This window comes from Paracoccus marcusii (genome assembly GCF_006151785.1).
Taxonomy (GTDB): domain Bacteria; phylum Pseudomonadota; class Alphaproteobacteria; order Rhodobacterales; family Rhodobacteraceae; genus Paracoccus; species Paracoccus marcusii.
In genome coordinates, this window is the sequence record NZ_VDDD01000082.1 from 1 (window position 1) to 15,527 (window position 15,527).

Annotated in this window: 16 protein-coding genes; 11 read left to right on the top strand and 5 right to left on the bottom strand. The window is 69.0% G+C overall.

The features are described 5' to 3' along the window. The 3 genes from FHD68_RS12770 to FHD68_RS12780 all read right to left on the bottom strand — a co-directional run. On the bottom strand, window positions 1-298 hold a 298-nt coding region (locus FHD68_RS12770; RefSeq protein ID WP_208863772.1), incomplete at its 3' end, for a phosphate ABC transporter permease family protein. 75 nt (window positions 299-373) lie between these two features. After that, complete coding sequence (locus FHD68_RS12775; RefSeq protein WP_127899551.1) at window positions 374-1,399, bottom strand: substrate-binding domain-containing protein; 1,026 nt, start codon at window positions 1,397-1,399, stop codon at window positions 374-376. A 111-nt stretch (window positions 1,400-1,510) separates the two neighbouring features. Further along, window positions 1,511-2,206 carry a DnaA N-terminal domain-containing protein gene (locus FHD68_RS12780; RefSeq protein ID WP_127899552.1) on the bottom strand — a complete coding sequence of 232 codons (696 nt, stop codon included), beginning with the start codon at window positions 2,204-2,206 and terminating at the stop codon, window positions 1,511-1,513. 441 nt (window positions 2,207-2,647) lie between these two features. Between FHD68_RS12780 and FHD68_RS12785 the strand changes: the two genes are divergently transcribed. The 3 genes from FHD68_RS12785 to FHD68_RS12795 all read left to right on the top strand — a co-directional run bounded on the left by FHD68_RS12785 (window position 2,648) and on the right by FHD68_RS12795 (window position 6,174). After that, the gene (locus tag FHD68_RS12785) at window positions 2,648-3,952 is read left to right on the top strand and encodes an AAA family ATPase (RefSeq protein WP_127899432.1); all 1,305 of its coding nucleotides are present in this window, start codon (window positions 2,648-2,650) and stop codon (window positions 3,950-3,952) included. Next, complete coding sequence (locus tag FHD68_RS12790) at window positions 3,949-5,052, top strand: ParB/RepB/Spo0J family partition protein (RefSeq protein ID WP_127899433.1); 1,104 nt, start codon at window positions 3,949-3,951, stop codon at window positions 5,050-5,052. Before FHD68_RS12785 ends, FHD68_RS12790 begins: the two co-directional genes overlap by 4 nt. A 189-nt stretch (window positions 5,053-5,241) precedes the next feature. Continuing rightward, the gene (locus tag FHD68_RS12795; RefSeq protein ID WP_127899434.1) at window positions 5,242-6,174 is read left to right on the top strand and encodes a DMT family transporter; all 933 of its coding nucleotides are present in this window, start codon (window positions 5,242-5,244) and stop codon (window positions 6,172-6,174) included. Here the strand turns inward: FHD68_RS12795 and FHD68_RS12800 are convergent. Continuing rightward, complete coding sequence (locus FHD68_RS12800) at window positions 6,147-6,824, bottom strand: GntR family transcriptional regulator (RefSeq protein WP_045999854.1); 678 nt, start codon at window positions 6,822-6,824, stop codon at window positions 6,147-6,149. The genes FHD68_RS12795 and FHD68_RS12800 overlap by 28 nt on opposite strands. Before the next feature lie 114 nt (window positions 6,825-6,938). Here FHD68_RS12800 and FHD68_RS12805 point away from each other — a divergent pair, with 114 nt between their 5' ends. From FHD68_RS12805 to madM, 4 genes are all read left to right on the top strand, one after another. After that, window positions 6,939-8,237: a malonyl-CoA decarboxylase domain-containing protein gene (locus FHD68_RS12805; protein WP_127899435.1), complete on the top strand. Its 1,299-nt coding sequence runs from the start codon at window positions 6,939-6,941 to the stop codon at window positions 8,235-8,237. A gap of 17 nt (window positions 8,238-8,254) precedes the next feature. Continuing rightward, window positions 8,255-9,775 carry a malonate--CoA ligase gene (locus tag FHD68_RS12810; RefSeq protein WP_139085940.1) on the top strand — a complete coding sequence of 507 codons (1,521 nt, stop codon included), beginning with the start codon at window positions 8,255-8,257 and terminating at the stop codon, window positions 9,773-9,775. Window positions 9,776-9,845: 70 nt separating this feature from the next. Next, window positions 9,846-10,226, top strand: coding sequence for a malonate transporter subunit MadL (gene madL, locus FHD68_RS12815; protein ID WP_139085942.1), 381 nt, complete (start codon window positions 9,846-9,848; stop codon window positions 10,224-10,226). A 4-nt stretch (window positions 10,227-10,230) separates the two neighbouring features. Next, the gene (gene madM, locus FHD68_RS12820) at window positions 10,231-10,995 is read left to right on the top strand and encodes a malonate transporter subunit MadM (protein ID WP_045999851.1); all 765 of its coding nucleotides are present in this window, start codon (window positions 10,231-10,233) and stop codon (window positions 10,993-10,995) included. A 12-nt stretch (window positions 10,996-11,007) separates the two neighbouring features. On the opposite strand, the gene FHD68_RS12825 is transcribed toward madM, so the two are convergent. Continuing rightward, window positions 11,008-11,706, bottom strand: coding sequence for a GntR family transcriptional regulator (locus FHD68_RS12825; protein ID WP_127899437.1), 699 nt, complete (start codon window positions 11,704-11,706; stop codon window positions 11,008-11,010). 205 nt (window positions 11,707-11,911) lie between these two features. Between FHD68_RS12825 and FHD68_RS12830 the strand changes: the two genes are divergently transcribed. The 4 genes from FHD68_RS12830 to FHD68_RS12845 form a co-directional block, all read left to right on the top strand. Then, window positions 11,912-13,138, top strand: coding sequence for an NRAMP family divalent metal transporter (locus FHD68_RS12830; protein ID WP_045999849.1), 1,227 nt, complete (start codon window positions 11,912-11,914; stop codon window positions 13,136-13,138). Window positions 13,139-13,147: 9 nt separating this feature from the next. Continuing rightward, window positions 13,148-13,915, top strand: a complete 768-nt coding sequence (locus FHD68_RS12835) for a LamB/YcsF family protein (RefSeq protein ID WP_127899438.1) — start codon at window positions 13,148-13,150, stop codon at window positions 13,913-13,915. Continuing rightward, window positions 13,912-14,682 (top strand): putative hydro-lyase, encoded by a 771-nt coding sequence (locus FHD68_RS12840; RefSeq protein ID WP_127899439.1) that lies wholly within the window; start codon window positions 13,912-13,914, stop codon window positions 14,680-14,682. Before FHD68_RS12835 ends, FHD68_RS12840 begins: the two co-directional genes overlap by 4 nt. Beyond that, the coding region (locus tag FHD68_RS12845; RefSeq protein ID WP_139085944.1) for a 5-oxoprolinase subunit B/C family protein at window positions 14,679-15,527 on the top strand (849 nt) is incomplete at its 3' end. The genes FHD68_RS12840 and FHD68_RS12845, both read left to right, overlap by 4 nt.

Consider the following 15,527-nt stretch of genomic DNA (forward strand, 5'->3'; position numbering starts at 1 on the left):
ACCCGCGGCCGGCCCGCGTCACGGCCCAGCCCAGGCCCGCGACCGCGGCGGCCAGTGCCAGCAGCCCGGCCACGGGGCCCGACGCGACAGGGATCACCCCGGACATCCGCAGCCCCGATGCCAGGATCAGCACCACCAGCGCGGGCAGCATCACTGCAAGGGCGGCGTTCATGCCGTGATAGGCCGGGCGGCTGTGCAGGGTGCGCACGTCCTGTGCGGCGGTCGCATGGGCGCGGCTGCGGCCCAGAAGGAATCCGGCCACGGCCAGCAGGATCGCGGCAAGCAGGGCCCAGGACATTGGCATCTGGCAACCTCGGGTGGATGGGTCAGGGGGAATGTCCGACCGGCGCGGCGCACCGGTCGGACGGGTGCATCACTGCATGGTGGTTTCGTCGGCCACGGCCTGCTGGACCGATGCCAGCTCGGGGTCCGAGACCAGGCCATAGGCGGCCAGCGGGCCGTCCGGTCCCGCGATCGCGTCCGAGACGAAGAATTCGGCGAATTCCTTGACGCCCGGGATGACGCCGATATGCGCCTTCTTCACATAGATGAACAGCGGCCGCGACACCGGGTACTCGCCCGAGGCGATCGTCTCGGTCGAGGGGGTGACGCCAGACATGGTCGCGACCTGCAGCGTGTCCGTGTTGTTCTCGTAGAAGGACAGGCCGAAGACGCCGATGCCGTTCGGCGACGACCCGATGCGGGCCAGCGTCTCGGTATAGTCGCCGTCGATGTCGACCGACCGGCCGTCGGTGCGCAGCGTCATGCAGGCGGCCTCGGCCTCCTCCTCGCCCAGCTCGGCGGTGAACACCTCCAGCGCGCCGCTGTCCTCGCAGCCCTGCGCGATCACCTTCTCGTCGAAGACTTCGCGCGTCCCGTGACGGGTGCCCGGTACGAAGGCCAGGATCTCCTGGTCGGGCAACTCGGGGTTCACCTCGTTCCAGTTGGCGGCGGTGTTGTCGACGATCGCACCGTCGCGCACGACCTTGGCCGACAGCGCATTGAACCAATCGGCGGGGGTGAAGGCAAAACTGTTGCCCGACTGCGCGCTGGCGAAGACGATCCCGTCATAGCCGATGCGCACCTCCATGATGTCGGTCACGCCGTTGGCGGCACATTCCTCGACCTCGCTGTCGCGGATCTCGCGGCTGGAATTGGCGATGTCGATGGTGTTCTCGCCCACGCCCTCGCAGAAGCGGCGCAGACCGGTGGAGGATCCGCCCGATTCGATGACCGGGCTTCCGAAATCGAAATTCTCACCGAACAGCTCGGCGACGATCGTGGCGTAGGGCAGCACGGTCGACGAACCCGCGACCTGCACCTGTTCGCGCGCGGCGGCTGCGGTGGCGGTCAGGGCCAGGACGGACAGGGCCGAAGCGGTCAGGCCAAAGGTCTTCATGCGTCTTCTCCTCAGGAGGTGATCGTTGCCCGGTGTGCCTACAGCAGTTTTGTGACGGTCATACGCAATCCGTGTGACAGTTCTGCGACAGCGCCCCGGCGGGCGGACCGATCATCCCGGGGTGACGCGCACCTCTCCCAGGGTCGGGTCGCTGCGCCGCGCGGCCATCTGCAAGCGGGCCAGCAGATGCGTGCGCACATAGGTGGCGTGGAACCGCGACGGCGCGACCAGATGCAGGACGCCCCCCTGCCCTTCCGCTGATGACAGCGGCGCGAACCAGGCGTCGAACAGCGCCGGGTCCTCGTCGCGCAGCCGCGCGCGGATCAGCGGCCAGACCCCGTCCTGACCGCTCTCCTCCGCCGATGTGCCGTCGGGGCGGCGGAACGGGACGACGTTCGGCGGGTCGCCCGCCTCCTGCGCCTCCTCGCCCATGCGGGCGGTGAAATCATCGCCGATGTTGGACCAGTCCGCCCGCGTGTCCAGCAGGATGCGTTCCAGGCCCAGGCCCAGCACGGACACGCGGCCCCGCGCGCCCTGGCGCTTGACCACGATCCAGCCCGCTTCGCGCAGCCGCGCCATGTCGCGCTTGACGGTGCGTTCGTCCACGCACCACAGTCGCGCGATCTCGCGCTGGCCCATGGTCAGCTCGTCGCGCTGCCAGTTGTAGCGGGTGGTGATCAGCGCCATCAGGCGCAGCACCAGGCGCTGGCGCTGCGGATCGCCCGCCAGCGCATGCGCCATCATCGCGGACAGCAGGTCGTATTTCCGTGCCGCGGCTTGCCTGCCGACGGGTCGCATCACATGCATTATCGTTCCTGCCCGCCGGTCGCCCGGCACCTTGCCCCGGCCACGCCGAGATCTTGTGCCGTCCCAAACGCTTTTCGCCACTCTGCAGGCATTAGCGTCCTGAAATGCGATTCTGTCAAGCAGATCGCCCGCCCTCCGGCGGAAGGATCCAAAGGCAATCTTGAATCAGGGTATCAATGGTATAGCGGGACATCCTATGCGTCCCCTATTCCGGCGCCCGTGTCCCCCAATTGGCAGGGGTTCGACGGATCATGTCCCCCAATTTCCGCCCCCTGCCCCTCGAGGCCGTGGCCTTCGCGCCACCTTGGCGCGCGGTGATTCGCCAGCAGGGGCTGGATTTCCGCATTTCGTGCTATCAGTGAACAAGGCTTTTGCCAAAAGCGCAAATCCGGCGTAAAAGCAGGAACAGAAGCAATCAGCGTCCTTGGAAACCGACACAACATGTATACGCACGACGACCTTGCCCGTCTGCAGGCCCAGTCCCTCAAGATGCAGGGCTGGATTCGCCGCCAGACCTTCAGCCCCGCCAACGAGAAGACGCTGCGCCGCTTCTCCTCTTGGGAGGTGGCCGAGCTGATCTTCCGCATCAACCAGTCGACCTTCCGCGGCAAGCTGGCGGCGGACCCGAACCTTCCCCTCGGGGAAGTCGAGGAGGACGGGCGCCAGCGCTGGTTCAGCTTGGAGGAGGTGAACGAGCTGCGTCGCCGCATCCGCGTGGGCAAGAAGTCCCTGATGCCGCCCCGCCCCGCCGGCAAGCGCGCCTTCCGCGCGGCCATCGCCAACTTCAAGGGCGGTGCGGGCAAGTCGACCGTGGCGCTGCACTTTGCCCATGCGGCAGCGCTGGACGGGTACCGGGTCCTGGTCGTCGACTTCGACCCGCAGGCGACCCTGTCTCATTCGATGGGCTTGAACGACGTGGGCGAGGATCACACGGTCTGGGGCATCATGGCGCGCGACCTTGAGCGCGAGACCGAACGCATGAACACCTCCAGCGCCGGGGCAGAGACGGGGACCGCCCTGCCCCATCGCAAGTTGCCCGCGTCGATCCGCGACATGGGTCTGGGCACGCTTCGGCCCGCGGACTTCATCAAGCCGACCGCCTGGCCCACGATCGACATCGTCCCCAGCTGCGCCAACGCGGCCTTCGTCGAGTTCGCCAGCGCCCAGTACCGGCACCTGAACCCGGAATGGACCTTCTTCGGGGCCGTATCGCGTTTCCTGGACAGCCTGGCGGACGATGCCTATGACCTGATCCTCTTCGACTGTCCTCCGGCCATCGGGTACCAGTCGATGAACGCGGTCTTTGCCGCCGACATGCTGTATATCCCGTCCGGCCCCGGCTATTGGGAGTATGACAGCACGACCAGCTTCATCGGTCAGTTGGCCGAGGCGCTGGAGGATCTGTCCCACGGGTTCGAGAACTTCCCCACGGGGAAGATCAGGTTGCCCAAGGCATTCGCCGACATCCGGTTCCTGATGACGCGATATGAGCCGTCGAACGAGCTGCACCAGGCGATGTTCGCGGCCTTTCGGCAGGTCTTCGGGGATCGGCTGGCGCAGAACCCGATCGAACTGACCCGCGCGGTCGAGCAGTCGGGCCGGTTCCTGTCGTCGATCTATGAGATCGATTACCGAGAGATGACGCGCGGGACGTGGCGCCGGGCACGGGCGACCTTCGATCAGGCCTATGAGGAATTCCGCGGCCACGTGCTGACCGCCTGGACCGAGCTGGAGGACGCGCAATGAGCCGCAAGCGCCGGATGTTCGACATCGACATCCCCGAGGACGACGCTGAAACCGGCTTCCCCGCGGGGAAGGTCCAGCCCGACGGCCGCCGCGGCCCCATGGCTGTCGCCATCAGCGAAACGGCGGAATCGACGCGCGACCGCGCGGTCATCGAGGCGCAGATCCGCGCCGAGAACGATGCCCTGGCGCAGGAGCATGTGCGGCTGAAGCGGGCAGGGCTGATCACCGACCTGATCCCGCTGGACATGATCGACACGACCAAGCTGATCCGTGACCGCAAGCCGGTCGCCGATTTCGACATGGCCGAGCTGGTCGCCTCGATCCGCGACATCGGCCTGTCGAACCCGATCCGGCTGGAGCCGTCCGAGGGTGGGCGATACGAGCTGATCCAGGGGTGGCGGCGGCTGTCGGCCTATCGCCAGCTGCTGGAGGAGACGGGTGATGCCGAGGCCTGGGGCCGGATCCCCGCGGGCATCGCCGCGCGCGGGGACCAGCTGGAGGCGCTGTACCGCCGCATGGTGGACGAGAACCTGGTGCGCAAGGACATCTCTTTTGCCGAGATGGCGCAGCTGGCGGTGCATTACGCGATGGATCCGCTGACCGCGGAGAACGATGCGGAAAAGGCCGTGGCGATCCTGTTCCGGTCGGCGGGCTATCAGAAGCGCAGCTATATCCGGAACTTCATCCCTCTGGTCGAGCGCTTGGGCGAGGTGCTGATGTATCCGCAAGAGATCCCGCGCGCCCTGGGCCTGTCGCTGTCGCAGCGGCTGGAGGAGGTGCCGGGCCTGGTCACGGCCATCCGGACCGAGCTGAAGGACTGGGACACGCGGTCGATCACCGACGAGCTGGCCGTGCTGCGCCGCTATGCGGGGCAGGGGGGTGAGGCGCTGCCCGAGGGACCCGCACCGCGGACCGCCCCACCCGCACCGCCGTCGACCGCCAAAGCCAAGACGACCTTCCAGCTTGCGCGCCCGCAGGGCAGCGCGAAATGCACCGCCGCCAATGGTCGCCTTGAGATCCGCCTGCCGCGGGACTTTTCGACCATCGACCGGCGCAAGCTGGAGGCGGCGGTGGCCGCCATGCTGGACCAGATCGAGTGACCTTCCCCGCGGGGAAGGGCGGGGGCCCTTTCCCGCGGCCAGCACCTTCCCCGCGGGGAAGGTGCGACACAAACCATTGATATATATACCTATAGCATATCTACCTGACGCTGTGTCGATGTCGGTTGCAGATCGTGCAATCCCGTCGTAGCACCAAGGCCGACCCCCAACGGTACCAAGGCGCCCGGCATGCCCCCCAGTGATTCCCCGATGCGCGGCATCGCGTTGAAATGCATCAGCGTGACCGTGTTCACCCTGATGGCCGCGCTGATCAAGGCGACCGCCGACAGCGCCCAGATCCCGCCGGGACAGCAAGTGTTCTTTCGGTCATTCTTCGCCCTGCCGGTGATCCTGGGCTGGCTGGTGCTGCGGTCGGAACTGCGGGTCGGCCTGCTGACCGCGAACCCGATGGGGCACCTGTATCGCGGGCTGGTCGGGACGACGGCGATGGCGCTGAACTTCTGGGCGCTTGGCCTGCTGCCTTTGCCCGAGGTGACGGCCATCGGCTTTGCCGCGCCCCTACTGGTCGTGGTGCTGGCCGGGATGTTTCTGGGAGAGAACGTCCGCGCCTTTCGGCTTGGCATGGTCGGGCTGGGGCTGGCCGGGGTGCTGATCGTGCTGTCGCCGCAGCTGCAGGCGGGGACGGCGGGCGACCCCTTGCGGATGCTGGGCGCGGTCGTGGCGCTTGGCGGGGCAGGGGCCGCGGCCCTGGCGCAGATCTTTGTCCGCCAGCTGGTCCAGGTCGAGCGGACATCGGCGATCGTCTTCTGGTTCTCGGTCACCTCGACGGGGCTGTCGCTGCTGACGCTGCCCTTCGGGTGGGTGATGCCGGGGGCCTGGGTGCTGGCGCAGCTGGTCACCACGGGGCTGCTGGGCGGGCTGGGGCAGATCCTGCTGACCTCGGCCTATCGCCATGCCGATGCGTCGGTGGTGGCGCCGTTCGACTATGTCGCGATGGTCTGGGCGGTGGCCCTGGGCTGGTACGTCTTCGGCGAGGTGCCAAGCGCGGTGGTGATCGGCGGGTCCTGTCTGGTGATCCTGGCGGGCATCCTGATCATCTGGCGCGAACACAGCCTGGGGCTGGAACGCCGCCGTCAGCGCAAGGCCACGCCCCCGGCCTGAGGCGCCGACAGGCTGCCCACCACGGCGACCAGGTCGCGGAAGCGTTCGCCCTGGACCAGCACGTGATCGGTCATCGCCTGCGCCGCGCCGCAGGCGTCGCCCGCCGCGATGGCCGCGGCGATCTGGCGGTGTTCGGCCAGCGAATTGGCGACGCGCCCCGGCGATTGCAGCTGCCGGCGGCGATAGGGTTGCAGCACCGCCTGCAAGCGCAGGGTCTCGGTTTCCAGAAAGGCGTTGTGAGCGGCGCGATAGATCGCCTGATGAAAGGCGGTGTTTTCGGCATAGTACCGGTCGGGGTCGTGGCGCGCGCCTTCGCAGGCGGTCAGGGCGGTGTCGATGCGGGCCAGGTCCTGCGCATCGGCGCGCCGGCAGGCCAGGCGTGCGCAGAAGGATTCCAGCTCGGCCATCAGTTCGAACCGGTCCATCAGCTCGGGCACGCCCAGCTTGGCCACGAAGGTCCCGCGTTTGGGCTGCACGATCAGCAGGCCCGACGCCTCCAGCGCCTGCAGCGCCTCGCGCACGGGGGTGCGCGAGCAGCCATAGTCGCGCGCGACCTGGTCGGGGTCGATCTGCTGGCCGGGGGTCAGGCGGCCGTCCACGATGGCGTTTTCCAGGGCAAGGCGGATGCGCTGTGCGGTGGGGAGGGTCATGTCGGCACCTGTTCTGTCCTGCATTTCACCGCAGCGGTTGCGAAAAGTCCATCATCGCCGTTGTTGTATACAACAGGAGTGAATCAGTGTATATCACGGCGGGGGAGGATCATCATGGGCAAGCAGAGACTGGGATTCCTGTCGGACTTCGTCGAGGCGATCACGCGGCGCAAGCGTGGCGGCGAGGCCGAGACGCTGAAGGCGCTGGCGCGCCCCGCATCCGAACGCGCGCGGGTGGCCTGTGCGGTGCTGATGGGGCGGATCGGGGATGCGGCGCGGGTCGCGGTGGCCGAACAGGCGCTGTCGGCCTATGCCGAGCTGGACGCCGAGGAGCGGCTGGCCTTCTTTCGCAGCCTGCGCGACGATCACGGTGTGGATGCCGACGCAATCCGGGCGGCCTATGCCGCGTGGGACGCCCAGCCCGATGCCGCGGGCGTCGCGCGCCTTTTCGAGGTGGTCGAGCCTGCCCGCCAGACCCTGCTGCGCCGGCTGAACATGGCGCCCGGCGCCACGCTGCGGCTTGTGCGGATGCGTCAGGACCTGCTGGCCGCGATGCGCACCGACCCCGATCTGGCGCCGATCGACCAGGATTTCGCGCATCTGTTCGCCAGCTGGTTCAACCGCGGCTTTCTGACCATGCGCAGGATCGACTGGAACGCGCCCGCCGCGATTCTGGAAAAGCTGATGGAATACGAAAGCGTCCACCAGATGCAGGGCTGGCCGGACCTGAAGCGGCGGCTGGCCGACAATGACCGCCGTCTGTATGCGTTCTTCCACCCCGCCACCGGGGACGAGCCGCTGATCTTCGTCGAGGTCGCGCTGACCCAGGGCATGCCCGACGCGATCGGCCCGATCCTGACCGCGCCGGATGCGCGCGAAACGGCGGCAGCGGACACGGCGGTCTTCTATTCGATCAACAACAGCCTGCCCGGGTTGAAGGGCGTCAGTTTCGGCAACTTCCTGATCAAGCAGGTTGTGGCGCAGCTGTCGGCGGACCTGCCCGAGCTGCGCTGCTATGTGACGCTGTCGCCGGTGCCGGGCTTTGCCGCGTGGCTGGCCACGCAGGACGACGCGGCGGAATTGCGCGGCGCGTTGGCCGGGGGCTGGGACGATGACGCGGTGGACGCGCTGCGCCCGCAGGTCCTGGCGTGGGGCGCGCGCTATATCGCCCAGGCCAAGGCGCGGGGCGGGCTGCCCGCCGATCCGGTGGCGCGGTTCCACCTGGGCAACGGGGCCTGCGCGCATCGGCTGAACTGGCCCGCCGACCTGGCACCCTCGGCGCTGAAATCGGCGCATGGGCTGATGATCAACTATCTGTACGAACTGGACCGGATCGAGGACCGGCACGAGGCCTTCGTCCGCGACGGCGAGGTGGCGCTTGGCGCCCAGATCGCCGAGGCGCTGAAGGCGTGACGACAATGAGGGAGGAGATGAGCATGCAGACCATCCACGACCATTTCATCCAGACCGCCGAGGTGATGCAGGGCAAGACCCTGTTCGAACGCCCCGGCCAGCCCGACATCAGCTTTGCCCGGATGCGCGGCATGGTCGAGGCGCTGGCGGGCGCGCTGACCGCGGCGGGCGTGGCGCCCGGCGACCGCGTGGCCGTTCAGGTCGAGAAGTCGCCCGAGGCCATCGCGCTGTATCTGGCGACGCTGCAGGTGGGCGGGATCTTCCTGCCGCTGAACACCGCCTATACCGGGGCCGAGATCGACTATTTCATCGACGACGCGGCACCGCGGCTGTTCGTGTGCGACCCTGCGCAACTGGCGTCGCACGGGCATCGGGCCGGGGACGCGCTGACGGTGCTGACGCTTGGCGCGGACGGGCAGGGGACACTGGCCGAGCGTGCCGCCGCGGCCACCCCGCGCGAGGACGCGCATCCCTGCGGGCCGGACGACCGGGCCGCGATCCTCTATACCTCGGGGACCACGGGGCGGTCCAAGGGGGCGGTGCTGACGCATGGGAACCTGGCGTCCAACACCGAGGCGCTGCTGGAGCATTGGCGGTTCGACGCGAATGACCGGCTGATCCACGCGCTGCCGATCTTTCACACGCATGGGCTGTTCGTGGCCGCCAACATGGCGCTGGTCGCGGGCGCCACGATGATCTTCCTGACCAAGTTCGACGCCGAACAGGCGATCGACCTGATGGACCGCGCCACCGTGCTGATGGGGGTGCCGACCTTCTACACCCGCCTGCTGAAATCGCCGCGCCTGGATCGCGACGCGACCGCGAACATGCGGCTGTTCGTGTCCGGGTCCGCGCCGCTTCTGGCGGAGGATCACCGTGCCTTCACCGAACGGACCGGGCACCGCATTCTGGAGCGATACGGCATGACCGAGACCTGCATGATCACCTCGAATCCCTATGATGGCGATCGCATCGCGGGGGCGGTGGGCATGGCGCTGCCCGGCATCACCGTGCGCATCACCGACCGCGAGACCGGCGCGCCCGTCGCACCCGGAGAGATCGGCCTGATCGAGGTCAAGGGACCGAACGTCTTCGAGGGCTACTGGAACATGCCCGAAAAGACCGCGGCCGAATTCCGCCCCGACGGGTTCTTCATCACCGGGGATCTGGGCACGATCCAGGAGGACGGATACCTGCGCATCGTCGGTCGCGACAAGGACCTGGTGATCTCGGGCGGGTACAACGTCTATCCCAAGGAGGTCGAGGAGGCCATCGACGCGCTGCCGGGCGTCCTGGAAAGCGCCGTGATCGGCCTGCCCCATCCCGACCTGGGCGAGGCGGTGACCGCCATCGTCGTGCCGAAATCGGGCACGCTGGACGCGGATGAAATCCGCGCCGCGCTGTCGGATCTGGCGCGCTTCAAGCAACCCAGGCAGGTGATCGTCGTCGATGCCCTGCCGCGCAACGTCATGGGCAAGGTGCAGAAGGCCGAACTGCGCAAGGCCCATGCGGGACTGTATTCGCAGGCCATGGCCTGACATCCGGCCGCCCGGGCCCGCGTCGAGGAGGACGCGGCCCGGGGCACCGGCCATTCAACGGGAGGAAACCATGATAATCTATGGAGTCGCGGCCTTGGCCGCCTGTCATCTGGCAGGCGTGATCTTGGGCGATCTGCTGGGCGTCCAGTCCAACGTGGGCGGTGTGGGCTTTGCCATGCTGCTGCTGATCGTGTCGACCGATTGGCTGCGCCGCACCGGGCGGCTGCCGCAGCTGTCCGAACAGGGCATCCTGTTCTGGTCGGCCATGTATATCCCCATCGTCGTGGCGATGGCGGCCCAGCAGAACGTCGTGGCGGCCCTGGCGGGCGGTCCCATCGCGATCATCGCGGGCGTCGGCGCGACCATCGCCTGCGTGGCGCTGGTGCCCGTGGTGGCGCGGATCGGCGGGCAGGATGCGCCCCTGCCGCCCCTGATGGCGCAGGAGGTGTGACGCGATGGAGATGATCACCGAAATCCTGTCCAAGAACGGGCTGGTCTTCGCCTTCGTCGTCGTGGGCGTCGTGATGTGGGTGTCCTATCAGCTGTCCGACCGGCTGTCTGCGGGGCGGCTGCACGGTTCGGCCGTGGCCATCATCATCGGCCTGGTGCTGGCCTGGCTGGGCGGGCTTGCCACCGGCGGGTCCAAGGGGCTGGCCGACGTGCCGCTGTTCGCGGGCATCGGGCTGATGGGCGGGGCCATGCTGCGCGACCTGGCCATCGTGTCGACCGCCTATGGCGTCGACATCCGCGAGATCCGCAAGGCCGGGGCCGCGGGCGTCGTGTCGCTGGCCCTGGGGATCTTCGTGTCCTTTGCGGTGGGGGCGCTGGTCGCGGCGGCCTTCGGCTATACCGATGCGGTCAGCATGGCCACCATCGGCGGCGGGGCCGCGACCTATATCGTGGGTCCGGTGACCGGCACCGCCCTGGGCGCCAGTTCCGAGGTCATCGCCCTGTCCGTCGCCGCGGGCCTGCTGAAGGCGGTCCTGGTGATGATCGGCACGCCCTTCGTCGCACCGCTGATCGGACTGAACAACCCGAAATCGGCGATGGCCTATGGCGGGCTGATGGGTACGACAAGCGGCGTCGCGGGCGGCCTGGCCGCCACCGACAAGCGCCTGGTGCCTTATGGTGCGATGACGGCTACGTTCTATACGGGGCTGGGCTGCCTGATGGGGCCGTCGGTCATCTATCTGATGCTGCTGGCCGTCACCGGCGGCTGAGGCGGCGCGGCGTCACCCGCGCGTGACGCCGTTCTCCAACCGGGCAAAGGCCGTCATCACGACGCGTTCCGACCGGTCCAGATAATCGGCCAGCCGGGTGGCGGCGGCCTCCATGTCGCCCTGCTGGACCAGCTCCAGGATCGCGCCGTTCTCTTGCAGGAACGGCGCGTGCAGCTGTTCGGGACTGTCCAAGAGCCCGAAGGCCAGCCGCAGCTCCGCCATCGCCTGCGCGAAGAAGGCCGTCAGCCGCGGGCTGTCGGTCAGCGCCACGATGGCCGCGTGAAATGCCATGTTCGCGCTGCCCACCCCGCGCCAGTCGCCGGCCTCGCGCGCGATGCGGGCCTGGGCCACGCATTCGGCCATGCGCAGCACAGCCGCGTGGCGGGGCCAGGCCTGGGCCAGGGCCGGCACCTCGATCAGGCGGCGGACGCGATAGATGTCCAGCACCCCCGCCATCGTCGGCACCGCGACCGAGACGCCGCGATTGGGCGCATGGGTCAGCAGGCCCTCTCGCGTCAGCAGGCGGAACACCTCGCGCAGCGTGTTGCGCGACACGGACAGATCGCCCGCCAGCCGCGTCTCCGACAGCCGTTGTCCGGGGCGCAGGTGCCCCGCGATCACCTGTGCGCGCAACCGGGCCGCGGTGTCTTCGGCCAGGCCGGACGGGCTCTGTCCAGTCGCGATGGTACCTGCGGGATTCGTGTCGGTCATGGGTCGTCCTGTGATGTCGGGTCGATCATGGCGGGACGGCAGGGACAGGGCAAGCGGGCGGTTGCCCTGATTCCGGGCAGATTGCCGCGCAGGTCATACGGGATTGTTCAACAAAACACACGCGACTGTCAGATAATCGTTGACGGATCACGGAATCGTGGCAGGCTGGGGGCAATCAACAACAGTCCGACACGGGGAAACATCCATGACCACCGACCGCAGCGTTGCGGCCGCCAGCCTTCGCGGAGGCCTTCTGGCGGCGATCTTCCTGATGGCGACATCGGCCATCGGCCCGGGCTTCATCACCCAGACCGCGACCTTCACCGCCCGGATGGGATCGGCCTTCGCCTTCGCGATCCTGGCCTCGATCCTGATCGATTTCGTGGTCCAGCTGAACATCTGGCGCATCACCGCCCTGACCGGCAAGCGCGCGTCAGAGACCGCGAACGCGGCAATTCCCGGCGCGGGCTATCTGCTGACGGCGCTGGTCGTCATCGGCGGGCTGGCCTTCAACGTGGGCAACATCGCGGGCGGCGGGCTGGGCCTGAACGCCATGCTGGGTCTGGACCCCAAGATCGGCGGCGCGATCACCGCGGTGCTGGCCATCGCGATCTTCCTGTCGCGGCAGGCGGGGATCCTGCTGGACCGGGCGATCATCGGGCTGGGCATCGTGATGATCCTGCTGGTGTTGTTCGTGGCCGTGCAGTCGAACCCGCCCGTGGGCGAGGCGCTGCGCCAGACGATCTGGCCCGACACGATCGATTTCGCCACCATCACCACCATCGTGGGCGGCACGGTCGGCGGATACATCACCTATTCCGGCGCGCACCGCCTGCTGGACAAGGGCCTGACCGGCCCGCACAATCTGACCGCCGTCACCCGCGCGGCGCTGACCGGGATCGCGGTCACGGGCGTCATGCGCTTCGTGCTGTTCTTAGCGATCCTGGGCGTCGTCGCGTCGGGCGTGACGCTGGACCTGTCGTCGCAGGCAGCGAACCCCGCAGCGCAGGCGTTCCAGGCGGCGGCCGGCGATTGGGGGATGCGCGTGTTCGGCGTGGTCCTGTGGGCGGCGGCGCTGACCTCGGTCATCGGGGCGGCCTATACCTCGGTCAGCTTCCTGGACGTGGTAGGCGTGCGCAGCGATGCGGCGCGGTCCAAGGCGACGGTGGGGTTCATCGCGTTCTCGCTGGCGGTGTATCTGGCGCTTGGCACGGCGCCGGCGGCGATCCTGGTCTTCGTGGGCGGCTTCAACGGGTTGATCCTGCCCATCGGCCTGACGATCTTCACCTATATCGGCTATGCGCGGTCCGACCTGATGGGTGGGCACCGCTACAACCGGGTGCTGCTGGCACTTGGGGCCATCGTCTGCGCGCTGACCTGGTACATGGGCGCGCGGTCGGTCACCACCATCTTTGCCTTCCTGGGCGTGTAAGGAGGATCCATGCCAATCGACCTGAACAGCGACCTGGGTGAGGGCTATGGCCCCTGGACCATGGGGGACGACGCCGCGATGCTGGACATCGTCAGTTCCGCCAACATCGCCTGCGGCTTTCACGCGGGCGATCCGGCGGGGCTGCTGGCGGTGCTGCGTCAGGCGGCGGCGCGGGGCGTCGCGGTGGGGGCCCATGTCAGCTATCCCGACCGCGTGGGCTTCGGGCGGCGCACCATGGATGTGGCGCCCGACGACCTGACCGCCGACGTGATCTATCAGATCGGCGCGTTGCAGGGTCTGGCGCGGGCGGCGGGCACGCGGGTCACTTACGTGAAGCCGCATGGCGCGCTCTACAACACCATCGCCGATGATGCGCGCCAGGCCGATGCCGTCATCGCGGGCATCAGGGCCGTGGACCCGTCGCTGGTGCTGATGGGTCTGGCCGGGGCGCCCGTGCTGGACCGCGCGCGCGCCGCGGGCCTGACCGTGGTGGCCGAGGCCTTTGCCGACCGCGCCTATACCGCCGCGGGCGCGCTGGTCTCGCGCAAACAGCCGGGCGCGGTCCTGCACGACCCAGACCTGATCGCCGCGCGCATGCTGCGCCTGGCGACGGAGGGCGTGCTGGAGGCCGAGGATGGCAGCATCCTGCGCCTTGAGGCCGACAGCATCTGCGTGCATGGCGACAGCCCCGGCGCGGTGGCCATCGCGGCCCGGGTCCGCGATGCGCTGGTCGCGGGCGGGGTCACCGTCGCGCCCTTCGCCGGGGGTGGGGCATGACCCCGGCGCAGGCGCGGCTGGCTGCGCGGCAGGGGCCTGCGTGCCCGACCTCGGGTCAGGCGCCGGGCTTTACCCAATGCAACATGATCGCGCTGCCCCGCGATTGGGCCTGGGATTTCCTGCTGTTCGCGCAGCGGAACCCGAAACCCTGCCCGGTGCTGGACGTGACCGATCCGGGCAGCCACCGCACGGTCATGGCGCCTGACGCCGACCTGCGCACCGACATCCCCCTCTATCGCATCTGGCGCGACGGCGTGCTGACCGAGGAGGTTACCGACGCCACCGCCCATTGGGCCGAGCATCCCGACCTGGTGACCTTCCTGATCGGCTGCTCCTTCACCTTCGAAGGGGCGCTGATGGCGGCGGGCATTCCGGTCGCGCATGTCGATCAGGGCTGCAACGTGCCGATGTTCCTGACCGACCGCGAGTGCCGCCCGGCGGGGCGGATGTCGGGGCGGCTGGTCGTGTCGATGCGCCCCATCCCCGCCGACCGCGTGGCCGAAGCCGCGATGATCTCTGGCCGCACCCCCGCCGTCCATGGCGCGCCGGTGCATATCGGCGCGCCCGAGGCATTGGGCATCGCGGACCTGCAGCGGCCCGATTTCGGCGATCCGGTGCCGGTCGGTCCGGGTCAGGTGCCGGTCTTCTGGGCCTGCGGGGTGACGCCGCAGGCGGCGGTCATGGCCTCGCGCCCGCCCTTCGCCATCACCCATGCACCGGGGCACATGTTCGTCACCGACGTGCCCGAAACGCGGTGGCAGGCATGACCCGCGTCCTGCCCATCGGGCCCCGCGCCTTTCTGGTCGAGCTGGCCGATCTGGACGCGACGCTGGCGCTGTTCGACGCGCTGGCGGCCGATCCCGTCGCGGGCGTGGCCGAGATCGTGCCCGCCGCCCGCACGCTGATGGTGACCACCGATCCCGGCGTTCCGGCCGATGCGGCGCTGGCCCGCGCCGTGCTGGCCCGCGAGCCCGCCCCCGGCACCGCGCCTGCGCCCCGTAGCGCGGAGACGGTCGAGATCCCCGTGACCTATGACGGCGAGGATCTGGCCGAGGTCGCGACCCTGATGGGCCTGACCACGGATGAGGTCATCGCCGCCCATCAGGCCGCGACCTGGCAGGTAGCCTTCTGCGGCTTTGCGCCGGGCTTCGCCTACATGACCTGCGCGGATGCGCGGTTCGATCTGCCGCGCCGCCCCGCGCCGCGCACCAGGATCCCGGCGGGGTCGGTGGCGCTGGCGGGCCGGTTCTGCGGCATCTATCCGCAGGCCAGCCCCGGCGGCTGGCAGCTGATCGGCCGGACCGAGGTGCCGATGTTCGACCTGACCCGCGACGTGCCCGCGCTGCTGCGCCCGGGCGTCCGGGCGCGCTTTGTGAGCGGGTCCGCGCGGGTGCATCTGGTCACGGTCCCGGACCCCGCGCCCGTGACCGGGCTGCGCGTGGTCCAGACCGCCTTCCCGATCCTGGTGCAGGACGCCGGGCGCATGGGGCAGGCGGGGCAGGGGGTCAGTGCCTCCGGCGCGCTGGACCTCGGCGCACTGCGCCGCGCGAACCGCGCGGTGGGCAACCCCGCGGGGGAGGCCGCGCTGGAGATCACGCTCGGCCCCGTGCGC

What these genes read in the sequence shown, in the direction of transcription:
- FHD68_RS12790 (WP_127899433.1), top strand. Translation starts at nt 3,949, where the DNA reads ATGAGCCGCAAGCGCCGGATGTTCGACATCGACATCCCCGAGGACGAC.
- FHD68_RS12795 (WP_127899434.1), top strand. Translation starts at nt 5,242, where the DNA reads ATGCCCCCCAGTGATTCCCCGATGCGCGGCATCGCGTTGAAATGCATC.
- FHD68_RS12780 (WP_127899552.1), bottom strand. Translation starts at nt 2,206, where the DNA reads ATGCATGTGATGCGACCCGTCGGCAGGCAAGCCGCGGCACGGAAATAC.
- FHD68_RS12830 (WP_045999849.1), top strand. Translation starts at nt 11,912, where the DNA reads ATGACCACCGACCGCAGCGTTGCGGCCGCCAGCCTTCGCGGAGGCCTT.
- FHD68_RS12775 (WP_127899551.1), bottom strand. Translation starts at nt 1,399, where the DNA reads ATGAAGACCTTTGGCCTGACCGCTTCGGCCCTGTCCGTCCTGGCCCTG.
- madL (WP_139085942.1), top strand. Translation starts at nt 9,846, where the DNA reads ATGATAATCTATGGAGTCGCGGCCTTGGCCGCCTGTCATCTGGCAGGC.
- madM (WP_045999851.1), top strand. Translation starts at nt 10,231, where the DNA reads ATGGAGATGATCACCGAAATCCTGTCCAAGAACGGGCTGGTCTTCGCC.
- FHD68_RS12835 (WP_127899438.1), top strand. Translation starts at nt 13,148, where the DNA reads ATGCCAATCGACCTGAACAGCGACCTGGGTGAGGGCTATGGCCCCTGG.
- FHD68_RS12825 (WP_127899437.1), bottom strand. Translation starts at nt 11,706, where the DNA reads ATGACCGACACGAATCCCGCAGGTACCATCGCGACTGGACAGAGCCCG.
- FHD68_RS12810 (WP_139085940.1), top strand. Translation starts at nt 8,255, where the DNA reads ATGAGCATGCAGACCATCCACGACCATTTCATCCAGACCGCCGAGGTG.
- FHD68_RS12785 (WP_127899432.1), top strand. Translation starts at nt 2,648, where the DNA reads ATGTATACGCACGACGACCTTGCCCGTCTGCAGGCCCAGTCCCTCAAG.
- FHD68_RS12840 (WP_127899439.1), top strand. Translation starts at nt 13,912, where the DNA reads ATGACCCCGGCGCAGGCGCGGCTGGCTGCGCGGCAGGGGCCTGCGTGC.
- FHD68_RS12800 (WP_045999854.1), bottom strand. Translation starts at nt 6,824, where the DNA reads ATGACCCTCCCCACCGCACAGCGCATCCGCCTTGCCCTGGAAAACGCC.
- FHD68_RS12805 (WP_127899435.1), top strand. Translation starts at nt 6,939, where the DNA reads ATGGGCAAGCAGAGACTGGGATTCCTGTCGGACTTCGTCGAGGCGATC.